The 20,611-nt window shown below is 63.1% G+C and carries 24 protein-coding genes; 10 read left to right on the top strand and 14 right to left on the bottom strand.

Annotation, left to right across the window (positions count from 1 at the left end):
* The first annotated feature begins 56 nt into the window (after positions 1-56).
* Genes ABJ363_12805 through ABJ363_12790 form a run of 4 tightly spaced genes read left to right on the top strand, consistent with a single transcriptional unit; the run spans position 57 to position 2,420 of the window.
* A complete protein-coding gene (locus ABJ363_12805; protein ID MEP4379875.1) occupies positions 57-557 on the top strand; it encodes a YbjN domain-containing protein in 501 nt (166 codons plus the stop codon).
* A 49-nt stretch (positions 558-606) separates the two neighbouring features.
* The gene (gene proC / locus ABJ363_12800; GenBank protein ID MEP4379874.1) at positions 607-1,413 is read left to right on the top strand and encodes a pyrroline-5-carboxylate reductase; all 807 of its coding nucleotides are present in this window, start codon (positions 607-609) and stop codon (positions 1,411-1,413) included.
* A 57-nt stretch (positions 1,414-1,470) separates the two neighbouring features.
* A complete protein-coding gene (locus tag ABJ363_12795; protein ID MEP4379873.1) occupies positions 1,471-2,082 on the top strand; it encodes a hypothetical protein in 612 nt (203 codons plus the stop codon).
* On the top strand, positions 2,082-2,420 hold the full coding sequence (locus tag ABJ363_12790) for a tRNA-binding protein (GenBank protein ID MEP4379872.1): 339 nt from the start codon (positions 2,082-2,084) through the stop codon (positions 2,418-2,420). The genes ABJ363_12795 and ABJ363_12790 overlap by 1 nt, the downstream gene beginning before the upstream one ends.
* Positions 2,421-2,462: 42 nt before the next feature.
* On the opposite strand, the gene ABJ363_12785 is transcribed toward ABJ363_12790, so the two are convergent.
* From ABJ363_12785 to ABJ363_12775, 3 genes are read right to left on the bottom strand one after another with little or no spacing between them, the layout of a single operon-like run.
* A complete protein-coding gene (locus ABJ363_12785; GenBank protein MEP4379871.1) occupies positions 2,463-3,815 on the bottom strand; it encodes an ATP-binding protein in 1,353 nt (450 codons plus the stop codon).
* The gene (locus ABJ363_12780; protein MEP4379870.1) at positions 3,803-4,483 is read right to left on the bottom strand and encodes a response regulator transcription factor; all 681 of its coding nucleotides are present in this window, start codon (positions 4,481-4,483) and stop codon (positions 3,803-3,805) included. Before ABJ363_12780 ends, ABJ363_12785 begins: the two co-directional genes overlap by 13 nt.
* A gap of 37 nt (positions 4,484-4,520) precedes the next feature.
* Positions 4,521-5,018 (bottom strand): MarR family transcriptional regulator, encoded by a 498-nt coding sequence (locus ABJ363_12775; GenBank protein ID MEP4379869.1) that lies wholly within the window; start codon positions 5,016-5,018, stop codon positions 4,521-4,523.
* A gap of 101 nt (positions 5,019-5,119) precedes the next feature.
* On the opposite strand from ABJ363_12775, the gene ABJ363_12770 reads away from it, so the two are divergent.
* Positions 5,120-6,019 (top strand): branched-chain amino acid aminotransferase, encoded by a 900-nt coding sequence (locus tag ABJ363_12770; protein ID MEP4379868.1) that lies wholly within the window; start codon positions 5,120-5,122, stop codon positions 6,017-6,019.
* A gap of 49 nt (positions 6,020-6,068) precedes the next feature.
* Here ABJ363_12770 and ABJ363_12765 read toward each other — a convergent pair whose 3' ends face one another.
* The 8 genes from ABJ363_12765 to ABJ363_12730 all read right to left on the bottom strand — a co-directional run bounded on the left by ABJ363_12765 (position 6,069) and on the right by ABJ363_12730 (position 12,509).
* On the bottom strand, positions 6,069-6,281 hold the full coding sequence (locus tag ABJ363_12765; protein ID MEP4379867.1) for a GDCCVxC domain-containing (seleno)protein: 213 nt from the start codon (positions 6,279-6,281) through the stop codon (positions 6,069-6,071).
* Positions 6,278-6,757, bottom strand: a complete 480-nt coding sequence (locus ABJ363_12760) for a molybdenum cofactor biosynthesis protein MoaE (GenBank protein MEP4379866.1) — start codon at positions 6,755-6,757, stop codon at positions 6,278-6,280. Before ABJ363_12760 ends, ABJ363_12765 begins: the two co-directional genes overlap by 4 nt.
* A gap of 13 nt (positions 6,758-6,770) precedes the next feature.
* Positions 6,771-7,022, bottom strand: coding sequence for a molybdopterin converting factor subunit 1 (moaD, locus tag ABJ363_12755; GenBank protein MEP4379865.1), 252 nt, complete (start codon positions 7,020-7,022; stop codon positions 6,771-6,773).
* The gene (gene glp, locus ABJ363_12750; GenBank protein MEP4379864.1) at positions 7,019-8,308 is read right to left on the bottom strand and encodes a gephyrin-like molybdotransferase Glp; all 1,290 of its coding nucleotides are present in this window, start codon (positions 8,306-8,308) and stop codon (positions 7,019-7,021) included. The genes moaD and glp overlap by 4 nt, the downstream gene beginning before the upstream one ends.
* A gap of 4 nt (positions 8,309-8,312) precedes the next feature.
* Positions 8,313-8,858 (bottom strand): molybdopterin-guanine dinucleotide biosynthesis protein B, encoded by a 546-nt coding sequence (gene mobB, locus ABJ363_12745; GenBank protein MEP4379863.1) that lies wholly within the window; start codon positions 8,856-8,858, stop codon positions 8,313-8,315.
* On the bottom strand, positions 8,858-9,415 hold the full coding sequence (gene pgsA, locus ABJ363_12740; protein MEP4379862.1) for a CDP-diacylglycerol--glycerol-3-phosphate 3-phosphatidyltransferase: 558 nt from the start codon (positions 9,413-9,415) through the stop codon (positions 8,858-8,860). The genes mobB and pgsA overlap by 1 nt, the downstream gene beginning before the upstream one ends.
* 33 nt (positions 9,416-9,448) lie before the next feature.
* On the bottom strand, positions 9,449-11,479 hold the full coding sequence (gene uvrC, locus ABJ363_12735; protein ID MEP4379861.1) for an excinuclease ABC subunit UvrC: 2,031 nt from the start codon (positions 11,477-11,479) through the stop codon (positions 9,449-9,451).
* 79 nt (positions 11,480-11,558) lie between these two features.
* On the bottom strand, positions 11,559-12,509 hold the full coding sequence (locus ABJ363_12730; protein MEP4379860.1) for a calcium/sodium antiporter: 951 nt from the start codon (positions 12,507-12,509) through the stop codon (positions 11,559-11,561).
* Positions 12,510-12,775: 266 nt separating this feature from the next.
* Here ABJ363_12730 and ABJ363_12725 point away from each other — a divergent pair, with 266 nt between their 5' ends.
* The 3 genes from ABJ363_12725 to ABJ363_12715 are packed head-to-tail and all read left to right on the top strand — an operon-like array spanning position 12,776 to position 14,591.
* Complete coding sequence (locus ABJ363_12725) at positions 12,776-13,621, top strand: mechanosensitive ion channel family protein (protein MEP4379859.1); 846 nt, start codon at positions 12,776-12,778, stop codon at positions 13,619-13,621.
* Positions 13,622-13,647: 26 nt separating this feature from the next.
* Entirely contained in the window at positions 13,648-14,160 is a 513-nt protein-coding gene (gene msrA, locus ABJ363_12720) for a peptide-methionine (S)-S-oxide reductase MsrA (protein ID MEP4379858.1), read from the top strand.
* Between the two features lie 11 nt (positions 14,161-14,171).
* Entirely contained in the window at positions 14,172-14,591 is a 420-nt protein-coding gene (locus ABJ363_12715; GenBank protein MEP4379857.1) for an ester cyclase, read from the top strand.
* A 15-nt stretch (positions 14,592-14,606) separates the two neighbouring features.
* Here ABJ363_12715 and uvrB read toward each other — a convergent pair whose 3' ends face one another.
* The 3 genes from uvrB to ABJ363_12700 are packed head-to-tail and all read right to left on the bottom strand — an operon-like array spanning position 14,607 to position 18,785.
* Entirely contained in the window at positions 14,607-16,862 is a 2,256-nt protein-coding gene (gene uvrB, locus ABJ363_12710; GenBank protein ID MEP4379856.1) for an excinuclease ABC subunit UvrB, read from the bottom strand.
* 41 nt (positions 16,863-16,903) lie between these two features.
* Entirely contained in the window at positions 16,904-17,581 is a 678-nt protein-coding gene (locus tag ABJ363_12705) for a hypothetical protein (protein ID MEP4379855.1), read from the bottom strand.
* A gap of 1 nt (position 17,582) precedes the next feature.
* The gene (locus ABJ363_12700) at positions 17,583-18,785 is read right to left on the bottom strand and encodes a DUF3644 domain-containing protein (GenBank protein MEP4379854.1); all 1,203 of its coding nucleotides are present in this window, start codon (positions 18,783-18,785) and stop codon (positions 17,583-17,585) included.
* A 178-nt stretch (positions 18,786-18,963) separates the two neighbouring features.
* Here ABJ363_12700 and ABJ363_12695 point away from each other — a divergent pair, with 178 nt between their 5' ends.
* Positions 18,964-19,095: a hypothetical protein gene (locus tag ABJ363_12695; GenBank protein ID MEP4379853.1), complete on the top strand. Its 132-nt coding sequence runs from the start codon at positions 18,964-18,966 to the stop codon at positions 19,093-19,095.
* Positions 19,096-19,293: 198 nt separating this feature from the next.
* Positions 19,294-20,496, top strand: a complete 1,203-nt coding sequence (locus tag ABJ363_12690; protein MEP4379852.1) for a pyridoxal phosphate-dependent aminotransferase — start codon at positions 19,294-19,296, stop codon at positions 20,494-20,496.
* Positions 20,497-20,611: the final 115 nt, after the last annotated feature.

The raw sequence follows: 20,611 nt of genomic DNA, 5'->3' as shown, positions 1-20,611 counted from the left end.
AAGATATTGGGGTTTGACGCGAATATGCACAAGCCGCAATCCGGAGTTCTCACCCTATGGGTAATCTGTCGCAAAGCGCCATCGACCAGACCCTGCATCCCCTCGATCTGACCGAGGAGATGATCGCGATGCGCGATTGGGCCCAGGAGCGCACGCGCCGGGACGAGTTGCTGGCCGAGATCGCGGGACGCTGGTGCGACTACCATGCGGTATTCAACTGGATCGACGATATCGGCGCATTGCAGCTGACCTGCGCCTTCGACATGCGCACGCCGCCCGAAAAGCGGGTCGCGGTGCATGAATTGCTCGCCGTGCTGAACGAACGGCTCGGGATCGGCCATTTCGATGTCGGCTCGCAGGACGGACTGCCGGCGTATCGCCACGCGCTCCTGCTGCGCGGCGGCGGGCTGTCGGCCGAGCAGATCGAGGACATGGTCGACATCGCGGTGCACGAGCTGGACCGATTCTACCCGGCCTTCCAGTATGTGGTCTGGGGTAACCAGTCGGCCCAGACCGCCATAAGTTCGATCATGTTCGAGACGGTCGGCGAGGCCTGATTCCGCCGGTCGATAAAAATCGGCTAACGAGCACCTACGGACGAAGCCCATGACACGACCCGAATCGATACTGCTCGTCGGCTGCGGCAAGATGGGCAGCGCGTTGATGGATGGCTGGATCGGGCAGGGAACCCCGCCCGAGGCCATCTTCGTCGTCGACCCCATGCAACCAAATCTGCCGGACGGGGTCGCGGGCGCGGCGGCGTTTGAAGACATCCCGGATGATTTTGCCGCAACCGTGGTCGTGCTCGCAGTGAAGCCGCAGGTCATGGATGCGGTGCTCGCGCCCTATCCCGCGATGGTTCGGCCCGAGACGGTGTTCCTGTCGATCGCGGCGGGGCGCACCATCGCGTCGTTCGAGGCGGTGTTGGGCGGCGCAGCGCGCATCGTCCGGGCCATGCCGAACACACCGGCCGCGGTGGGCCGTGGGATTACGGTTCTGGCCGGCAACGAGCATGTCACCGGCGCACAGCGCGATACCTGCGAAGCGCTCATGACGGCGGTAGGGAAGGTCGCATGGGTGGCGGATGAAGGTTTGATCGATGCCGTCACGGGCGTGTCGGGCAGCGGCCCCGCCTATGTGTTCCATCTGGTCGAGGCGATGGCCGCCGCAGGGGTGGCCGCCGGCCTGTCGCCGGACCTTGCGATGCAGCTCGCCCGCGAGACCGTCGCGGGCAGCGGGGAGTTACTGGCACAAAGCACCGATCCGGCCGCGACCCTGCGCGAGAATGTGACAAGCCCCGGCGGCACGACGGCGGCGGCTCTGGATATACTCATGGCGCAAGATGGGCTGACCGACTTGATGACGCGGGCGATTCTGCGGGCGACCGAACGCTCCCGCGAACTCGCCGGCTAGCGTATTGCTTAACAGGGCGGTTCGCCTGTCATAGGTTCGGGGGATGCCGGTACCCGCATGACACAAGACGAGAACGATAATCTGGACAGGCTGATCGACGCCATGCTCGACATGGCGGCCGCGGATGGCTGGGCGACGGTCACGCGCGATGCCGTCGCGCTGCGAGCCGGGGTCTCCGTGCCCGATGCCGCGGCACTCGTCGCCGACCGGGGGCAATTGCTCGATGCCTATGCCCGCCGCGTTGACGCGGCCGCCTGTGTCGATGCGCAGGCGGGCGCGGACCCGGCGGCCCGGTATGACGAGCTGCTGGACATCCTGATGCGCCGGTTCGAAACCTTGCAAACCCACCGCGCGGCGGTCGTCCGCCTGATACGCGAAGTGCCGGCCGACCCGAAGACCATGCTGCGCTGTTTGCCGCAAAGTCAGCGTTCGTTTGCGTCTCTGGCCGGTGCCGCAGGCTATCCGGACAAGGGAATCGGAGGTGCTGTTTTTGCCAAGGCGCTCTCGATCGTCTGGCTGGCGACCCAGCGGGACTGGTTGCGCGACGACACGCCCGATCTGGCGCCGACCATGGCCTCCCTCGACCGCAATCTGGGGCGCGCAATCGATCTGGTCGGTGCGGTGTGTCCGCTTGGGCGTGCGTGGGCGCGGCAGCCGGATGAGGCATGATGAGCGAGATAACATTCGACGATTTTCAGAAGGTGGATATCCGGGTCGGCACGATCGTGGACGCGCAACCGTTTCCCGAAGCCCGGCGTCCGGCGATCAAATTGTGGGTCGATTTGGGTGCGGAGATCGGGGTTCGCAAAACCTCGGCGCAACTGACCGTTCACTACACGCCCGGGCAACTGGTCGGTCGCCAGGTCGCCGCCGTGGTGAATTTTCCGCCCAAGCAGATCGGCAAGTTCATGTCGGAAATCCTGGTGCTGGGCTTTCCCGATGCCGACGGCGCGGTCGTCCTGCTGAATGTCGATCAGGCGGTGGCGAATGGCGGGCGCCTGTTCTGAGACCCCCTGGCGCTGTTCGACGTCGTTTTTTCGCTAAGCCGGCTAGATCGGGATGCGTATCAGAACCCGCAGGCCGCCTGCGGGAGATTCGCCAAGGCTGATCTCGCCGCCATGCCCATGGACGATGTCCTGGGCGATCGACAGCCCGAGGCCGGTGCCGCCGGTTTCCATGTTGCGTGACTCGTCCAGCCGGAAAAATGGCCGGAACACATCCTCGCGCATGTCCTCGAGGATGCCGGGGCCGTCGTCGTCAACCGTGATTTCGAGGACGCTGCCGTTTCGGCGCAGGCGCATCTCGATGTTCTCGGCGTGGCGTGCCGCGTTGTCCGCGAGGTTGGTGAGGCATCGCCTTATGGCGGCCCGCGCCAGCGGCAGCTCGACCGGCGCCTCGACATGGGCGGAGATTTCCGCGCCGTTTCGCCGCGCGTCGCGCACGACCTCTTCGAGCAATTCACCGGCATCGACGAGTTGCCGCTCCTCCGTACCTTCGCCGCGCGCGAAATTCAGATAGCCCTCGATCATGCCTTCCATGGCGGCCACGTCGGAGTTGAGTTCGTCGATCTCGGTGTTCCGGTTCAGCATCGCGAGCTGCAGCTTCATCCGGGTCAGGGGGGTGCGCAGGTCGTGGCTGACCCCCGAGAGCATGTCCGTTCGTTGCTGGATCTGCCGCTCCAGCCGGTTGCGCATCGCCATGAAGGCGCTGGCCGCCTGGCGGACTTCGGTCGCCCCTGACGGTTTGAAGTTGGGCGTGTCCCGGCCCTTGCCGAAATTCTCCGCCGCGGTCGCCAACCGGCGAATGGGGCTCACCTGATTGCGCATGAACAGGGTCGCCACCGCGAACAGGATCAGCGAAGTCCCGACCATCCAGAAGATGAAGATCTTGGTGGTCGAACTGATCAGCCGTTCTTCGTTCGCCGAGACCTTCAGCACCCCGGACGGCAGCTGGACATCGATCAGGACCCGGTCACGCTGGCTGTGGGTATCGATCACGAAGGGCCGCTGCACAATTTCGCGCAACGAACGTGACAGGGTGACCTCGAGGTTACCCGATGGTTCGAAATGGGTGTTGGGCAGAATCGTTCCCGCTTCATAGGCGAGGATGAGGTCGAGTGTGCGGCGTGCCAGCTCGAACAACTCGGTCTGATTGTTGGACGCCGGGTTCTCGTTGATCAACTCCAGTACCATGGAGATATCGCCGGCCAGCGCCGTCGCGCGGTGGCGGCTGACATTCGACCAGTGCCGGTCATAGAAAATGACGCCGCTCACGACCTGCAGCAGGACGAGGGGCACAACGATGATCAGCAGAGAGCGCGCGAGCAGGCCGCGTGGCAGGAACTGCTTGAGGGTCAGCCGAAGGATACGCGGCAACCGCATGAGCGCGTCTAGTCGGGCCATAGGACGTAACCTTGACCCCGGATCGTCTGCAGGTACCGGGGGGTTCGTGGATCGGGTTCGATCTTTCGACGGAGCCGCGTTACCTGCACATCAACCGCGCGGGCGCTACCGGTGATTCCGCTCTTCGCCTGAAGCGTATCACGGTTGACCGGGACGCCGGGCGTGCTCGCCAGGACGTCGAGCAATCGCGCCTCGGCGCCGGTCAACGCGATCATGCCTTCCGGGCCCGTCAGGATCTGACGTTGCATGTCATAGCTGTGGGAGCCGAACTGGAAGATGTTGGTTTCGCGTACGCCGACCTGCGCCCGGCGCAGGATCGAACGAATGCGCGCCACCAGCTCGCGCGGTTCGAAGGGCTTGGTCAGATAATCGTCGGCGCCGCGTTCGAGGCCGTCGATCTTGTTGTCGGGCTCGGCCATCGCTGTCAGCATCAGGATCGGGACCGGGTTGGTCTTGCGCAATCCGGAGGTGAGTTCGAGGCCGCTTTCGCCGGGCATCATCACATCGAGGACAAGGAGGTCGAACTGAAAGCTTTCCAGCTTCTCGCGTGCCTGTGACGCGCTGTCTGCCACTGTCACGCGGAACCCGCTTTCCGACAGGAATCTCTGCAGGAGGTCCCGGAGCCGGCGATCGTCGTCGACGACCAGTATATGCGGGCTTTCATCCATCGCGTCGGGACTCTATCTCCGATCCGCGATTCCGTCTCTAGGAACGGCGGGTTGTTGCGGGCCGGACCCGGGCGCGGTCCTCGGGGTTGATGATGCCGGTCAGGACGCGCCGGAACCCGTCCACGGCCTCGTCGCCGGCCTCGCGGTAGGCGCGCACGAAGCGTTCCATCTGGGTCGAGGTGAGCTCGTGTTCCAGCGTCTTGCCCTTGTCGGACAAGGTGAGCTGTTTGCGCCGGCGGTCGGCGGGGTTGGCGCGTTGGTTGATGAACTCGTCCTCGATCAGTTTTCCCAGCACCCGCGACAGGCTCTGTTTGGTGATCCGCAGGATGTCCAGCAATTCGGTAACGCTGATGCCGGGGTTGCGGCCGACGAAGTAGATCACCCGATGATGCGCCCGGCCGAGCGCGTATTTTTCGAGGATCGCGTCGGGTTCGCCGGTGAAATCCCGATAGGCATAGAACATGAGCTCAATGCCCTGACGGAGGTCCTCTTCACGGAGGCCGGCGGCGGCGAGGTCTGATTTAAGGTCAACCATGTTGACTTAATTAAATGGCAATGTTACCTGACGCAACCTTTTGGGGTAACTTTTCGTCCCTGGGTTTGGTTCCAGGGAACAAATATTTCGAGGGCCGAGAGATGCACGAAACTCCCTATGACAATCGCGAAGGGGTGATCTGGTTCAACGGTGACTTTGTCCCCTGGGCCGACGCCAAGTTGCATGTCCTGAACCATGCGCTGCATTACGCATCTGCCGTATTCGAGGGGATGCGCGCCTACAATGGCGAGATTTTCGAGCTCACCGCCCATAATCAGCGGCTCCACGATTCGGGAAAGGTTCTCGGCTTTGATGTGCCCTACACGGTCGCGGACCTCGATGATGCCTGCCGCGAGGCGCTCAGCCGCGCCGGCCTGACCGACGCCTATCTCCGCCCGATTGCCTGGCGCGGCCCGGAGCAGATGGGCGTGTCGGCGCAGAAATGCGAGATCCAGGTGGCGATCGCAGTCTGGGAATGGCCGTCCTACTTCACGCCGGAGGCCCGGATGAAGGGGATCGAGATCGACTGGGCGCTCTACCGCCGGCCGGATCCGAGGACGGCACCGGTGAGTGCGAAGGCGGCGGGTCTCTACATGATCTGCACCCTGTCGAAGCACGCGGCCGAGGCGAAGGGATTTTCCGATGCCCTCATGCTGGACTGGCGCGGACAGCTCGCCGAGACCACGGGCGCCAACATGTTCCTGGTCATCGACGGCAAGATCCACACGCCCACGCCCGACTGCTTCCTGGACGGCATCACCCGCCGGTCGGTTATCGGCCTGGCGAAGAAGCGCGGCTACGAAGTCATCGAGCGAGCGATCATGCCCGAGGAACTCAATGATGCGACCGAGATGTTTGTTACCGGAACTGCGGCCGAGGTTACCCCGATCGCGAGGATCGCAGACGATCACACGTTCACGGTAGGCGAAATCACCAAGACGCTGATGCAGGATTACGACGCGCTGGTGAATGGTCGCGCGGCGGCGGCAGCGGCGGAATAGCCGAGCGCAGCTGGTTTCGGCGGTACCGACGGTCGCGGCGCTTGTCGGGCTAGCGGTGGTGGGCTGTGGTTCGTGCCTGAACGGACGGGCAATGCACGTCGCCGTATGAGCAAAACACACAGCAATCGCCGGGCTTTGCGTTGAGGATGTCGCCGCACGAGCGACATTCATAGAAAACCTGTCAATTGTCAGCAGGCATGATTTCCGTTTGCGTATGCCCGCAATGGGGGCAGGTGATGGTCGATTTCGGAACGATGGTCATTCGGCGCTCCCCGGTCCTTCTTTCCAGCGTGCGGCGGCCGCATCGTCGGTAACGCGGGTCTCGACCCACGCCTCGCCGGCGTCGGTGTCTTCCAGCTTCCAGAACGGCGCGTCCGTTTTCAGCCAGTCCATCAGGAACTGGCAGGCATCGAACGCGGCCTGACGGTGGGCCGAGGCACAGGCGACCATAACAATCCGGTCCCCGGGTTCGAGCCGCCCATAGCGATGGATGATCAGGCTCGCGTCGAGGGGCCAGCGGCGGTTTGCCTCGGCCTCGATCTCGGCTAGCTTCTTCTCAGTCATGCCCGGATAATGTTCGAGCGTCATGGCACGGATCGGCTGGTCCACCCCGTCGACAGGGGCCATGTCCCGCACCAGCCCGGTAAATGTCGCCACGCCGCCGATCGTCGTCTTTCCGGCGGTCAGGGCGGCGACTTCCGCCCCGATATCGAAATCTTCCTGTTGCACGCGGATCATCGCAGCGCGCCCGTCAGCCGCCGGTGACCGGGGGAAAGAACGCGATCTCGTCCGAATCGCTGATCGGGTGGTCGAACGGGACATAGTCCTGGTTTACGGCGGCGCGAACCACGTCGCGTTTCTCGAAGGCCGCGCCATAGCCGTCACCCCGGCCGATCAGCCAGTCGATCAGGTCGTCGACCGTCGCGACGTCCGCGGGCAACTCAACGGTCTCGGTGGCCATGCCGATCCGTTGCCGCATCCAGGCAAAGTAGAGAATTTTCATCGCGCCACTTCCGTGAAGGGAAGGAAGGATACCATCGTTCCCGGCGTGAGTTGGGTCATGTCTTCGGGCAATTCAACCAGCCCCTCGGATTCCACCATCGACGTCAGCACACCCGCGCCGCTGCGCGGGTGTTTTCGCGCCACCAGCACGCCGTCGTCCCCGGTCTCCAGCCTGGCGCGCACATATTCGCGCCGTCTTTCCTTCTTGGTGTGCTTGAAACCGGCGCGGACCTGGTACAGGCGCGGCGACAATTCCGTCGCCCCGCCAAGCCGCAGCAGCGCCGGGCGCGCCAGGCGCAGGAAGGTCACCATCATCGCGGCCGGGTTGCCCGGCAGGCCGATGAAGGGCGTGTCGCCGATCTGTCCGAACGCGATCGGGCGGCCGGGTTTGATCGCGACCTTCCAGAAATGCAGCGCGCCCAGCCGTTCGATGCTGGCCGCGAGATGGTCTTCGTCGCCCACGGACATGCCGGCCGAAGATATGATGGCGTCGCACTCCGCGGCGGCGGTCCGGAGCGTGTCTTCAATGCGGCGCGCATCGTCGGGGATGATCCCGTAGTCGCGCACGTTGCAACCCATATCCGACAGGACAGCCATGAGCGCATGGCGGTTGGCGTCGTAGATTCCGCCAGCCGGGGCGTCGGCGCCCGGCTCGAAGACCTCGTCGCCGGTCGACAATACGCCGACGAGGAGCTTTGCAAAGACGGGCAGATCCGCGCGACCGATCGATGCGGCGAGCCCGATATCCTGGGGCCGCAACCGCCGGCCTGCGCGCAAGATGACCTGACCTGGGGCGACATCCTCGCCGCGCTCGCGACGGTTCGCGCCGCGCGATATCCCGGCAGGAATCACGACCACGGCCTGACCGTCGCGCTCCTCTTCGCGGCAATCCTCCTGCATCAGCACGGTGTCCGGACCCCCGTCGGGTCCTGTCTCGCCGTCCGGTACCGGCGCACCGGTGAAGATCCGCACGGCGGTACCGCGTGACGCGGGCCCGTCCAGCGGATGTCCCGCCGTCACACGGCCCGCGACGGGCAGACCGGTGTCGCCGTCGGGGTCGAGGTCGTCGAAATACACGGCATATCCGTCGACGGCCGAATTGTCGTGGGGCGGCACGGCGCGGTCCGACACGATGTCTTCCGCCAGGATGCGTCCGACCGCGTCGTTGAGGGGGGTCTGTTCGGAACCGACGATGGTTGCGAGCCGCGCTTCCAGCAGCGCCAGGGCCGCCTCGGCGGCGATCAGGCCGCCGTCTGTCTCGAAGCAATCGTCGGAGAGTTGCGCCATGGGCTCACGCGGCTCCGGCGCTGGAGTTGGTGGCGTCCTTGCCGGGGCGGGTCAGGCCCCAGTGACGCTCAATGAAGTCGGCCACGGCGACAGGATCGCCGGCGTCGAGGCGCCGGACCCTGTCCGGCAGGTCCGTTGTCGTACCGTCGTCGGCCAGCGCGATGATCGTCGGGTCGCGCAGGGCGTTCGGCGGGTCGTTGAGACCTTTCCGGTAGACCTCGATCTTCTCGTGATCCTCATGCTTGAATCCCTCGACCAGCACCAGATCCACCGGGCTCATCCGCGCGACGAGTTCGCGGGTCGAGGGTTCGTCGTCGCCGCGCAATTCGTGCATCAGCGCCCAGCGGGTGGAAGACCCGACCATGACCTCGGTGGCGCCGGACTCCCGGTGTTTCCAGCTGTCCTTGCCCGGCGTGTCCACGTCGAAGACATGATGGGCATGCTTGACGGTCGAGACGCGATAGCCGCGCGTGGTGAGTTCGGCGACCAGCTGGACCACCAATGTGGTCTTGCCGCTGTCATGCCAGCCGACGATTCCGGCGATCCGCATCACATGTCTCCCGCGGCGGGTTTGAGATGCCGGACGGCCGAGCGGGTATAGTCGAAGCCGGTGAGCAGGGTCAGCGCCGTCGCGACCCACCAGAGCGCGGAGATCGCAAGCAGCTGGCCGGGTTCGGCGAGCGGCGCCAGGATCAGAAGCGCCAGGGCCACGAGCTGGGCCGTGGTCTTCCATTTGGCGAGTTTTGTGACGGGCAAGGGCAGGTCACGCTGGGCCAGGAATTCGCGCAACCCGGACACCAGGAACTCCCGGCAGAGAATCAGAATCGCGCCCGCCACGTCCCAGCCGGCGATATCGCCCCGCGCGACCAGCCCCACGATGAGTGCGGCGACCAGCACCTTGTCGGCGATCGGGTCCATCAGGGCGCCAAGGGCGCTGGCCTGATCGAGCACACGCGCGAGATAGCCGTCGAGATAGTCGGTCACGGCGAGCACAACGAACAAGCCGAAACTCCACAAGCGCAGCGCCGGGTCGTCGGCGAACAGCATCGCGATGAGCACGGGGATCAGCGCGACGCGAGACAGGGTCAGGATATTCGGAATGGTCATGGTCGAGTGTCCGCGCCGCGTCGCCTCGGGGCGCTATTCGTTGGTGTGAAAGAAATCATAGATGCGCCGCGCGACCGTGTCGCTGATGCCGTCGACCCGCTCCAGGTCCTGCAGGCCCGCGCGGGCCACGGCGCGCGCCGATCCGAAATGATTGAGCAGCGCACGCTTGCGCTTCGCGCCGATGCCCGGCACCTCGTCGAGCGGGTTCCGGGATATCGCCTTCGAGCGTTTCTGGCGGTGGGCGCCGATCACGAAGCGATGGGATTCGTCGCGCAAACGCTGCAGGTAATACAGGACCGGATCGTCATGGGGCAGCTGGAACCCGTCCGGGTCGCCGTCGGCGACGAAAAATTGCTCGCGCCCGGCATCCCGGTCCGGCCCCTTGGCGATGGCCACGGTCGGCACATCGTCGATGCCGAGTTCCTGCAGCGCCTCGAGGGTCGCGGTGAGCTGTCCCTTGCCGCCGTCGATCAGGATCAGATCCGGCCATTGCCCGCGGCTGCGTTCCGGGTCTTCCTTCAGCGCCCGGGAGAAACGCCGGTGCAGGACCTCGCGCATCATCGCGTAATCGTCGCCCGGGCTGTAGCCGTCCGAGTCTGCCGTTGCCGCGCCCTTGATGTTGAAACGGCGATAATTCGCCTTCATGAAGCCCTCGGGTCCGGCGACGATCATCGCGCCCGTCGCATGGGCACCGCGGATATGGGAGTTGTCATACACCTCGATCCGCCCCGGCGGCGCGTCGAGACCGAACAGTTCCGCGACCCCTGCCAGCAGATCGCGATTGGTGGCGGATTCGGCGAGCCGGCGGTTGAGGGCGTCGCGGGCGTTGGTTCGGGCATGATCGACCAGCTTGCGCTTGGCGCCACGCTGGGGAACCGTGATCGACACCTTGCGTTCGGCGCGTACGCCCAGCGCCTCGGCGATCAGCTCGATTTCCGAGGGCTTGTGGCTCAGGAAAATGGCCGCCGGGGCCGGTTTGTTCTCGTAGAATTGTCCCAGGAACGCGCCGAGCACATCTTCCAGCGGCACCGATTTGTCGTGGCGCGGGAAGTAGGCCCGGTTGCCGTAGTTGCGACCGGCCCGGAAGAAGAAGACCTGGATGCAGGTGCGTCCGCCATCCTGCTCGGCGGCGACGATGTCGGCGTCGCGAATGTCCAGATTCTCGATGTTGATGTCCTGGTTGGACTGGATCTGGGTCATGGCGCGGACCCGGTCGCGGAAGCGCGCGGCCGCCTCGAATTCGGTCCGCTCGGAGGCGTCCTGCATCGCGGCCACCAGCTCGTCCTGCACCTCGCGCGAGCGTCCGGTCAGGAAGTTGCGCGCCTGGTCGACCAGGGTCGTGTAATCGTCCGCGCTGACCTGGCCGACACAGGGTGCCGCACAGCGCTTGAGCTGGTACTTCAGGCAGGGCCGGGTGCGACCGGAGAAGACGGCATCGGAACAACTGCGCAGCAGGAAGGCGCGCTCGAGCGCGTTGAGTGTCCGGTTCACCGAGCCCGCCGACGCGAAGGGGCCGAAATACTCACCCGGCAGGGTCCGCGCGCCGCGATACTTGATGACCCCCGGCCAGTCGGCGGGGTCGGCGCCGGACCGGCTCTGGCGGCGGGCCTTCAGGGTTTCGCGCGCCTTGCGGGCATCGGGGTCCGCCCCGGTCTTGGTGGTCTGCCGGTCCACATGGCGGGTTATCAGGATGTAGGGGAAGCTCTTGTCGTCGCGCAGCAGCACGTTGTAGCGGGGCGTGAGCCGCTTGATCATGTTGGATTCGAGCAGCAGCGCCTCGGCCTCGGTGTGGGTCGTGACCACCTCGAGTTCGACCGTCTCCGCCACCATGCGCTGCAGGCGGTAGGGCAGGCGGGAGATCTGGGTGTAGTTGGTAACGCGCCGGCGCAGGCTCCGGGCCTTGCCCACATACAGCGCATCCCCTGCCGCATTCAGCATCCGGTAGACGCCGGGGCCGTGGGGCAGGGTGGTCAGCTTCTCACGGATGACCTCGACGCCGCGCGGCGACGCATCGCCAGCGGTTTCCGTGGTCTCCGTCTCACTGGGTTCGGCTTGCTCTGTCATTGATCCAGCTAAATACCCGTCGGGCGGCCCGGACCACAAGTTACACGCATCTGCCGGCATGTGCCGGACCCGGGTGAAGTCAGCCGATCATGGCCCGGATGCTGTCGAACTGGAATGCCAGATAGACCACGTAGAGGAACACCAGCACCCCGCCCTCGGCGCGGCTCAGGCCACCCTTGCTCAGCATCATCGGCAACAGCAGGGCGGTGACGCCCAGCAGCACCCAGAGATCGAAGGACAGCAGGATGTCCGGCACGGGCAGGGGCGCGACCAGTGCGACGGCGCCGGTGATGCCCAGCAGGTTGAAAATGTTGCTGCCCAGCACATTGCCCAACGCCACGTCGCTGTGCCCGCGCATGCTGGCGACGATCACGATGGCGAGCTCCGGCAAGCTGGTGCCGATCGCGACCAGGGTCAGGCCGATAACGGTCTTCGAGACACCGAGGGATTCCGCAACGCTGACGCCGCCATCGACCAGCAGCTTGGCGCCGATGATCGTGCCGGCAAGGCCCCCGAGCAGGTAGATCATGCCGACCATCACCCGTTCGGGCACGCCCGATACGTCGTTTGCCTCGTTTCCGTGGAGGCCGGCGTCGGCATTGGTATTCTCCGCCCGGTAGGTGAGATACAAATAGGTGAACAGGCCGGCGAGCAGGATGAGGCCCTGCCAGAAGACGAAGGCGCCGGTCATCGCGATGGCCACGAACAACGCCGTCGCCGCGAGAACCATAGAGCCGTCGCGCGCGATCACGCGCGGCGCGCAGGCAATCGGTTTCAGCAATGCGGCGACCCCGAGGATCAGCAACATGTTCGCCAGGTTGCTGCCGACCACGTTGCCGAGCGCCAGATCCGGCGCGCCCTCGAGGGTCGCGGTCAGGGTCGTGACGAGTTCGGGCGCCGACGTGCCGATGGCGATGACGGACAGGCCGATGATCAGGGGTGACATGCCGATGCGCCGCGCCAGCCCGACCGCACCACGGACCATGAAATCCGCGGAAAACAGCAGCAGCGCCAACCCGATCGTTGCCAGAAGAAAGCCGGTGTAACTGATCTCTGATCTCCCGGGATGCGGGCCCCGATCGCGCCCGGCGGAATCGCCAGCGTTTCGCTAGGTCCGTACATCGCGATCCATCGCGCAGGTTTCAAGAAGTTTGTGGTGAGCCGGTCACGCTTATTTGCCCGGGCCGTCGCCGGGTGGAGGGCGTTCTAGAGTTGGAATGGCCGGCTGTTTGGCGATAGGTTCGGATCAAATCGAACGCGAACCGGCGCCCGGGGCCGGGCCAAGAGGAAAGCAGCATGGAAGAAACAGTCGAAACCCAGCTCGAGCATGTGAGCGCGATCATCGAGATCGCCGCGGAGTTCGCGATCGCCTACGGGCTGCAGATCATCGGCGCCCTGGTCATTCTTTTCATCGGGCTCAAATTCGCGGGCTTCGTCGGCCGGCGGATCACCGCCGTCTGCGCGCGCAAGGACCTGGATGTCACCCTGTCGCGTTTCGCCGGGAACGCGGTGAAGATCCTGCTGGTCGCCATCGTGGTCATCATCACCTTGAGCAACTTCGGCATCGACATCGCGCCCCTCGTCGCCCTCGGCGGTGCCGCCGCTTTGGGTCTCTCCTTCGCCATCCAGGGGCCGGTGTCGAATTACGGCGCGGGGCTGGTGATCATCCTGACCCGGCCCTTCACGGTCGGCGACACGATCATGGTGCAGGACGTGAGCGGTGTGGTCGACGAGGTCAGTCTGTCGATGACCACGCTGGTCGGCGAGGACCAGGAGAAGATCACCATCCCGAACCGCAAGGTCGTCGGTGAGATTCTGGTCAATTCCGCGGCCCACCGGATCGTCGAATCCCAGATCGTGATCGCCGCCGACAGCGACCCCGAACTTGCCATCGAGGCCATCGCAAGGGCGCTGGCGGACTATCCCGACATGGCCGAGGGCAGCGACCCGCAGGTCGGCATTCATGATTTCAGCTATGGTGGCATCATTCTCGGCCTGCGCTACTGGGTGCCCAGTTCGCGCTATTTTCGTACCCGCTTCGAGGTGAACCGCGCGGCCTATGCGGCGTTGAAGGGTGCCGGGATCGAATTGATGAGCGGCGGCCGGGTGGCGATCCTGGCGGAACCGCCGGCTAACACCTAGGTCGTTCGGGCAGGAGGAGCCGCGGCATGAACAGACGATATGTAGCGCTCGCGACGTTCGGCGCCGGCTGCTTCTGGGAACCCCAACATATCTTCGATCAGGTCGAGGGCGTGAACCACAGCTGGGTCGGCTATACCGGCGGTACCAAGAAGAACCCGACCTATGAAGAGGTTTGCCACACGAACACCGGCCATGCCGAAGTCGTGCATCTGGAATTCGATCCCACGGTCGTGACCTACGAGACCCTGCTCGATATTTTCTGGGAGATTCACGACCCGACCCAGCTGGACAGGCAGGGCCATGACGTGGGCAGCCAGTATCGCTCGGCGATCTTCACCCATGACCCGTATCAGGAGAAGGCGGCGCGCGCGTCGAAGACGGCGATACAGGCCTCGGGGAAATATGAGGGGCCGATTGTCACCACGATCGAGCCGGCGCCCACCTTCTGGGAGGCCGAGGATTATCACCAGAAATACAAGGAACGGCTCGACTACCGCAGCTGGATGTCGGACATATTCATGAAGCGGAAGAAAAAATAGAGGCGCCGTTCATGTCAGCCGCCGATAACCAGCGCCTGGTCGAGACGTTCTTCAATGTCATGTGGAACAGTTGGGATGACGCGACGATGCGCGACATCCTCGATCCCGACATCGATTTCCGCGGCTCCATCGGCCTGCAGGTGAACGGCCATGACGGGTTCGCGGGCTACATGCAGACCATCCGCGACGCGTTCCCGGATTTCCACAACCGGATCGACGACATCGTCGCCACCGACAACCGCGCCGTGGCGCGCCTGACCTATACCGGTACCCATGACGGGCCGCTGTTCGGCCATGCCGCGACCGGCAGACCCATTGAATATGCCGGGGTGGCGATGTTCACGATGGCCGGCGGAAAGATCACGAAGGTCTGGGTGCTGGGCGACCGGCTGGCGCTGATGGAGCAGATCGGGGCGATTTCGGCTTCGTAGCGATCAGGGCGCGGATCAGGGTCCGCGGCGCGCCCGCCGTTTTCGTCTGTGACCGCCCTTGCCGCCGCCGGATTGCGGTTTTTTCGTCATATTGGCCCTGGTGCGGGCCGCGCGCTGGGCCGCCAGGATTTTTCCCGGGCTGTCGCCGTCATCGCTTTTCCACGGCGACCCGTCCAGGTCCACGCCCATGGCGGACAGTTCCTGGGCCTCGAGGCGCTTGATCTCGTCGCGCAGGCGCGCGGCCTCCTCGAATTCCAGGTCCGCGGCGGCGGTCTGCATGCGTTGCTCAAGCTCGGCGATATGGGTCTGCAGGTCCTTGCCGACCAGATGCGTGGTCTCGTCATCCTCGATCTCGACTGTCACCCGGTCGCGCTCGAACACGGATTGCAGGATGTCGGTGATGTTGGTGCGGATCGATTCCGGCGTGATGCCGTTCGCGGCGTTATAGGCTTCCTGTTTCGCCCGCCGCCGTTCGGTCTCGTCGAGCGCGGCCTTGAGGCTGTCGGTCATGACGTCGGCATACAGGATCACCCGGCCGTCGACGTTTCGCGCGGCCCGGCCGATGGTCTGCACCAGCGAGGTCTTGGAGCGCAGATAGCCCTCCTTGTCGGCGTCGAGGATGGCGACGAGCGCGCATTCGGGGATATCGAGCCCCTCGCGCAGCAGGTTGATGCCGATCAGGATGTCGAAGGCGCCGAGGCGCAAATCGCGGAGGATTTCGATCCGCTCCAGGGTCTCGATGTCCGAATGCATGTAGCGGACCCGCAGCCCCTGTTCGTGCATGTATTCGGTCAGGTCTTCCGACATGCGCTTGGTCAGGGTGGTGACCAGCACCCGGTTGCCCCTGGCGGCGGCGTCGCGGCACTCGGCGATCAAATCGTCCACCTGGGTCTCGACCGGGCGGATGATGCAGACCGGGTCGGTCAGGCCCGTGGGCCGCACGACCTGCTCGGCGAACACGCCGCCGGTCTGGTTGATCTCCCAGTCGCCCGGCGTGGCCGAGACGAACACGGTCTGGGGCCGCATCTCGAACCACTCCTCGAATTTGAGCGGCCGGTTATCGACGCAGGACGGCAGGCGGAAGCCGAAATCGGCCAGGGTGCCCTTGCGCGCGAGGTCGCCCCGGAACATGCCGCCCAGCTGGGGCACGGTGATGTGGGATTCGTCGACGAATAGCAGCGCGTCCTTCGGCAGATACTCGAACAGGGTGGGGGGCGGCTCGCCCGGCGCGCGCCCGGTCAGGTGCCGGGAATAATTCTCGATCCCGGGGCAGGCGCCGGTGGCCGCGATCATCTCCAGGTCGAACGTCGTGCGCTGTTCCAGCCGCTGGGCCTCAAGCAGCTTGCCCTCACCATGGAGCTGTTCGAGCCGGGCCGTGAGCTCGGTCTTGATCGTCTTGCGGGCCTGCTCGAGGGTCGGCTTCGGCGTGATGTAATGGGAATTGGCGAACACCGTCACCCGTTCCAGTTCGCCGGTGGTCGTGCCCGTCAGCGGGTCGAACTCGGTGATTTTCTCGATCTCGTCGCCGAACAGGGACAGGCGCCAGGCCCGATCCTCCAGATGGGCGGGGAAGATTTCCACCGTGTCGCCACGGGAGCGCAGGGTGCCACGGAAGAAGGCGGCGTCATTGCGCCGGTATTGCAACTCGGTCAGGTCGCGCAGGATTTGGGTCCGGTCGACCCGGTCGCCGACCTGATAGACCTTGGTCATCTTGAGATAGGATTCCGCGTCGCCGATGCCGTAGATGCACGACACCGACGCGACGATCACCACGTCGCGGCGTTCGAACAGGACGCGGGTGGCGGCGTGGCGCATCCGGTCGATCTGCTCGTTGATCGAGGATTCCTTCTCGATATAGGTGTCCGACCGGGCGACATAGGCCTCCGGCTGGTAATAGTCGTAGTAGGAGACGAAATACTCGACCGCGTTGTTCGGGAAGAAGCTGCGCATCTCCGCAAACAGCTGCGCCGCCAGCGTCTTGTTCGGCGCCAGGATCAGTGCCGGACGGTCCGTCTCGGCGATGACATGGGCCATGGTGAAGGTCTTGCCCGAGCCCGTGACCCCGAGCAGCACCTGGTCCATTTCCTCGCGGTTCAGCCCGTCGACCAGATCGACGATGGCCTGGGGCTGGTCGCCGGCGGGCGTGTAGTCGGAGATCAGCTCGAACCCGGCCGGGCCGCTGCCCGCCGGGTGGTCTTCGGCGAAGACCCGGCGCGGCAACGTCTCAACCGTCGGCAGGTATTTGGCTTGAATTTCAGCGAGGTCAGCCATGGCACCTGTATAGGTCGCGCGGGTGCCACATGGCCAGTGAGCTACGAAGCAGCCGCCAGTTTTTGCTGTATGCGATGTCTTATTTCCGTCTGATAGGATTCGGAAGTTTGAGACAACTCTGCTTCAAGGTCGATTTCCGGAACGTCAAAGTTATCCGGCACCGAAAAAAGAAGTTCATGTCTAACTAAACATGAGACGACATAGTCATAGCCAACTGACAAATCCTCGTGATGCTCAACAGCGTTGATATCGAAATGCCTTTTTATAAGCGGATCAATGTTGTTGTAGATAAATTCGAGGGCTAGTCGTTGAAAGGATATACCGCTAGGTGCGCAGAAATGCTGAATGGAATTCCGCACTTGCCTCAGCTTCTCAAAACTTTCGATATCTGGCAGCCGTTCACCGGTAGTTACCCAAAGTAATTTGGGGAGATGTTCGAAATTATAGGTCCGTCCTTTTTCAATGATTTTTTCGATGTCGAGATCATGGCTGTCTGGATCATCGAGATGGAACAAATCACGAAAAATCAGCAGTGGATGCTCTTTAGCAATTATGGCTTTCAGGAATAGCTCTCCAGCAAACGCCGCATTTATGACTGCCATGTGGTCCCAATGTTCTAAGCCGGGGTCGAAGTATACTGCGTGCTGATTTGCTTGGGTAAGTGCTCCTTCAGCTACCTGCAGAATTCTGTCTGGAATATTTTCTAGACTCGTGTGCATGTCATTCGTACTTTTCGAAATTCTCTGCACAGTGTTCGCGTACTCGATTGATCCAAGCTTCATACCAATACCACTGCTTCGCGATCCTTGTGCCGTAGGGCTTGTTTTTGTCTTTCGCACCGAGCGCTTTCCATAGATCAGTATGCTTGGTAATCGAGAATTTTCTAAACCCCTCGGCATGCATGGTGCGAACGATCTCTGTAGGGAGATACTTTGATCTTTCGACTTCCTTCAAAAGCACCCTGTTGATTTCTTCTGCTTCCGCAGTGTCAGACCGAACGAACTCAATTGCTTCGTCTGCAGACGCTTGACGATTTGCTGTTTTCTGGACGAAAGCAATTCGGTACGCGAACCGTGGGTCCGCTTGTTCGTCGGGCGTTAAGTTTTCGTGGAACTCATTCATCATTGTTTCGATGTTAGCGGGAAGATTTTGAGCTTGTTTGAGTAATTCCCTCTGGTCGACATTAAAACTCGCGAACTGAAGAGCGATTGAGAGTCTGTGTTCAAGTGCGTACTGCAGCCCAAATAGCGAGCGAATGGCATCGTTGAAATTGATGCAGCATGCTTGAAGTTTGGCGCTTACAGCTTCGTCTATGCGTTTTGTTGAACGATGTTCGATCTCATGCCGAAGATCCAAAAGGAACTCCAAATTTTTTACGACACCAGGCTCCAAAGGACATTCTTCATGCCGCAGGCACTGTCCGAGTTCCCAATACTTTTCAGCGCCATTGGAGGTTCTAACAACGGTCTTTCGACCCGCTATCACCCTCTTGTATCGATAGTCGATGCCTACTTGCTTGTAGTGTGCGTGGAGCAAATAGGTCCAAGCGACTATCGAAGTGACGATGAATAGTTCTGTGCGGAACGAGATGCCTGCGCCGTTGAAGATGTGGACCGCGGAAATCATTGCCTCGCGAGCTTTGATAAGAAGTTCGTCTCCGAGGACGTGCAGCCCAGTCTCAGGATCTAAGTTCGGCCAGGCTAGCATGAACGTATCGAGCTCTTGTTGGGATGCACTTTTGACCGTTTTGTGCTTCCGGCCCGTCCGAATTTCAGAAATGACACGATGATTCACCGAGCGCGTTGGTCTAGTGAAATAGGCCAAAACCTCTTGGTCAGGATAACCGCCACGTTCAAGCATCGCTTTGACCATGGCAATTTCCCACCGGTCCAGTGATTTTCCTTTTTTCGGCTGTTTCGCCACGATTCTTCCTTTCTGCTCGCGCTTTCGGGTGCTCGGAATGATAGTGAACCAATGCCTGTGTTCACGTCATCTGCTGGTTTACTGGTTTCAGGATGCTATGCGTCGGAAGTTGACCCAGATCAATGTGACCGGGGGTTGCGGACGGCAAGTTGGGGCGAATTCAAGAAGGATATTCGCTGTGCCGTTAGATAATATAATTATTCTGGGAATTCTTGTCGCCGCCATGGTCGCCTTTTGTACCGTGGCGGGTTGGCTGGGCCTGGAAAGTGGCAAGCAGCGCCAGAACGAACGACACCGGGCCGCCGAATAGTCCCCAGAACCCCATCTACCTAGTCGGCGGTCTGGTGGCCGGGTCGGCGCGGGCATGTCCCGCGCCGATCTGCGTTTTGGGCACGGGATTCCGTCCGGAGATGCCGGCGCAGAGTCGCTTGCACAGAGTCGGGGCGGGGATTAGGTTGCGCGCCGCAAACCCGACTCCTCGAAACAACCCCGAACCGGACCAAATCCGATGGCTCTCCTTGCCGAACGTCTGAGCAGTATCAAGCCCTCGCCGACGATCGCGATCAACACCCTGTCCCAGGAGCTCAAGGCCCAGGGACGCGACGTGATCGGCCTCGCGGCGGGCGAACCCGATTTCGATACGCCCCAGAACATCAAGGATGCGGCCGCGCGCGCCATGGCCGAAGGCAAGACCAAATATGTCTCCCCGGCGGGTATTCCCGAGCTGCGCGAGGCGATCTGCGAGAAGCTCAAGGCCGATAACGAGCTCGACTATGAGCCCGGCCAGATTCATGTCGGGTGCGGCGGCAAGCAGACCATCTACAACGCCCTGTTCGCGACGATCGATTCGGGCGACGAGGTGATCGTGGCCGCCCCCTACTGGGTGTCCTACACGGATATCACGCTGCTCTGTGACGGTGTGCCGGTGGTGGTCAACACCACCCAGGAGACCGGCTTCAAGCTGACCCCGGAGGCGCTTGAAGCGGCGATCACGCCGAAGACCAAATGGCTGATGATGAACTCGCCCTGCAACCCGTCGGGCGCGGCCTACACCGCCGACGAGCTGCGCGCGCTGGGCGAGGTGCTGTTGCGCCATCCCCATGTCTGGATCATGCCCGACGATATGTATGAGAAGATCGTCTATGACGATTTCGAATTCACGACGATCGCCCAGGTGGTGCCGGAACTCTATGACCGCACCCTGACCCTGAACGGCCTGTCGAAGGCCTATTGCATGACCGGCTGGAGGGTCGGCTATGCGGCGGGCGCGCCGGAGTTGATCAAGGCGATGAACATGATCGCCTCCCAGTCCACGACCTCGACCTCGACGATCTCCCAATGGGCGGCGGTCGAGGCGCTGCGCGGGCCACAGGATTTCATTGCCGCGCACAACAAGATCTTCAGGGAACGGCGCGACCTCGTCGTGTCGATGCTGAACCAGGCCAACGGGCTGGAATGCGCGACACCCGAGGGCGCGTTCTACGTGTACCCGTCGGCCGCCGGGATGCTCGGAAAGACGACGCCGGACGGCGATGTGCTGAACTCGGACGAGGACGTGGCGAAATACCTGCTCGGCGCCGAGGGCGTCGCGGTGGTGCATGGCGAGGCGTTCGGCCTGTCGCCGCATTTCCGGATTTCCTACGCGACTTCGAACGAGGTGCTGGAAGAGGCCTGCACGCGCATCCAGCGGGCCTGCGCCGCGCTGAACTAGGACATTCTGCCCGGCAGGTTTCCGCGCGCCGCGCGTTCGGCGCCGCCGCTTTCGACTCGACTCCGCCCCCGCTCCGGTGGAACCATATGGCCGTCTGGTCGGGAAAGCGGCATCA

It is taken from the genome of Alphaproteobacteria bacterium (genome assembly GCA_039980135.1).
GTDB lineage: Bacteria > Pseudomonadota > Alphaproteobacteria > UBA6615 > UBA6615 > UBA8079.
This window is presented reverse-complemented; position numbering and strand designations above follow the sequence as displayed.

Bases quoted from the DNA above. Each gene is read 5' to 3' on its own strand.
- ABJ363_12805 (MEP4379875.1), top strand. From the start codon at position 57: ATGGGTAATCTGTCGCAAAGCGCCATCGACCAGACCCTGCATCCCCTC.
- proC (MEP4379874.1), top strand. From the start codon at position 607: ATGACACGACCCGAATCGATACTGCTCGTCGGCTGCGGCAAGATGGGC.
- ABJ363_12795 (MEP4379873.1), top strand. From the start codon at position 1,471: ATGACACAAGACGAGAACGATAATCTGGACAGGCTGATCGACGCCATG.
- ABJ363_12790 (MEP4379872.1), top strand. From the start codon at position 2,082: ATGAGCGAGATAACATTCGACGATTTTCAGAAGGTGGATATCCGGGTC.
- ABJ363_12785 (MEP4379871.1), bottom strand. From the start codon at position 3,815: ATGGCCCGACTAGACGCGCTCATGCGGTTGCCGCGTATCCTTCGGCTG.
- ABJ363_12780 (MEP4379870.1), bottom strand. From the start codon at position 4,483: ATGGATGAAAGCCCGCATATACTGGTCGTCGACGACGATCGCCGGCTC.
- ABJ363_12775 (MEP4379869.1), bottom strand. From the start codon at position 5,018: ATGGTTGACCTTAAATCAGACCTCGCCGCCGCCGGCCTCCGTGAAGAG.
- ABJ363_12770 (MEP4379868.1), top strand. From the start codon at position 5,120: ATGCACGAAACTCCCTATGACAATCGCGAAGGGGTGATCTGGTTCAAC.
- ABJ363_12760 (MEP4379866.1), bottom strand. From the start codon at position 6,757: ATGATCCGCGTGCAACAGGAAGATTTCGATATCGGGGCGGAAGTCGCC.
- moaD (MEP4379865.1), bottom strand. From the start codon at position 7,022: ATGAAAATTCTCTACTTTGCCTGGATGCGGCAACGGATCGGCATGGCC.
- glp (MEP4379864.1), bottom strand. From the start codon at position 8,308: ATGGCGCAACTCTCCGACGATTGCTTCGAGACAGACGGCGGCCTGATC.
- mobB (MEP4379863.1), bottom strand. From the start codon at position 8,858: ATGCGGATCGCCGGAATCGTCGGCTGGCATGACAGCGGCAAGACCACA.
- pgsA (MEP4379862.1), bottom strand. From the start codon at position 9,415: ATGACCATTCCGAATATCCTGACCCTGTCTCGCGTCGCGCTGATCCCC.
- uvrC (MEP4379861.1), bottom strand. From the start codon at position 11,479: ATGACAGAGCAAGCCGAACCCAGTGAGACGGAGACCACGGAAACCGCT.
- ABJ363_12725 (MEP4379859.1), top strand. From the start codon at position 12,776: ATGGAAGAAACAGTCGAAACCCAGCTCGAGCATGTGAGCGCGATCATC.
- msrA (MEP4379858.1), top strand. From the start codon at position 13,648: ATGAACAGACGATATGTAGCGCTCGCGACGTTCGGCGCCGGCTGCTTC.
- ABJ363_12715 (MEP4379857.1), top strand. From the start codon at position 14,172: ATGTCAGCCGCCGATAACCAGCGCCTGGTCGAGACGTTCTTCAATGTC.
- uvrB (MEP4379856.1), bottom strand. From the start codon at position 16,862: ATGGCTGACCTCGCTGAAATTCAAGCCAAATACCTGCCGACGGTTGAG.
- ABJ363_12705 (MEP4379855.1), bottom strand. From the start codon at position 17,581: ATGCACACGAGTCTAGAAAATATTCCAGACAGAATTCTGCAGGTAGCT.
- ABJ363_12690 (MEP4379852.1), top strand. From the start codon at position 19,294: ATGGCTCTCCTTGCCGAACGTCTGAGCAGTATCAAGCCCTCGCCGACG.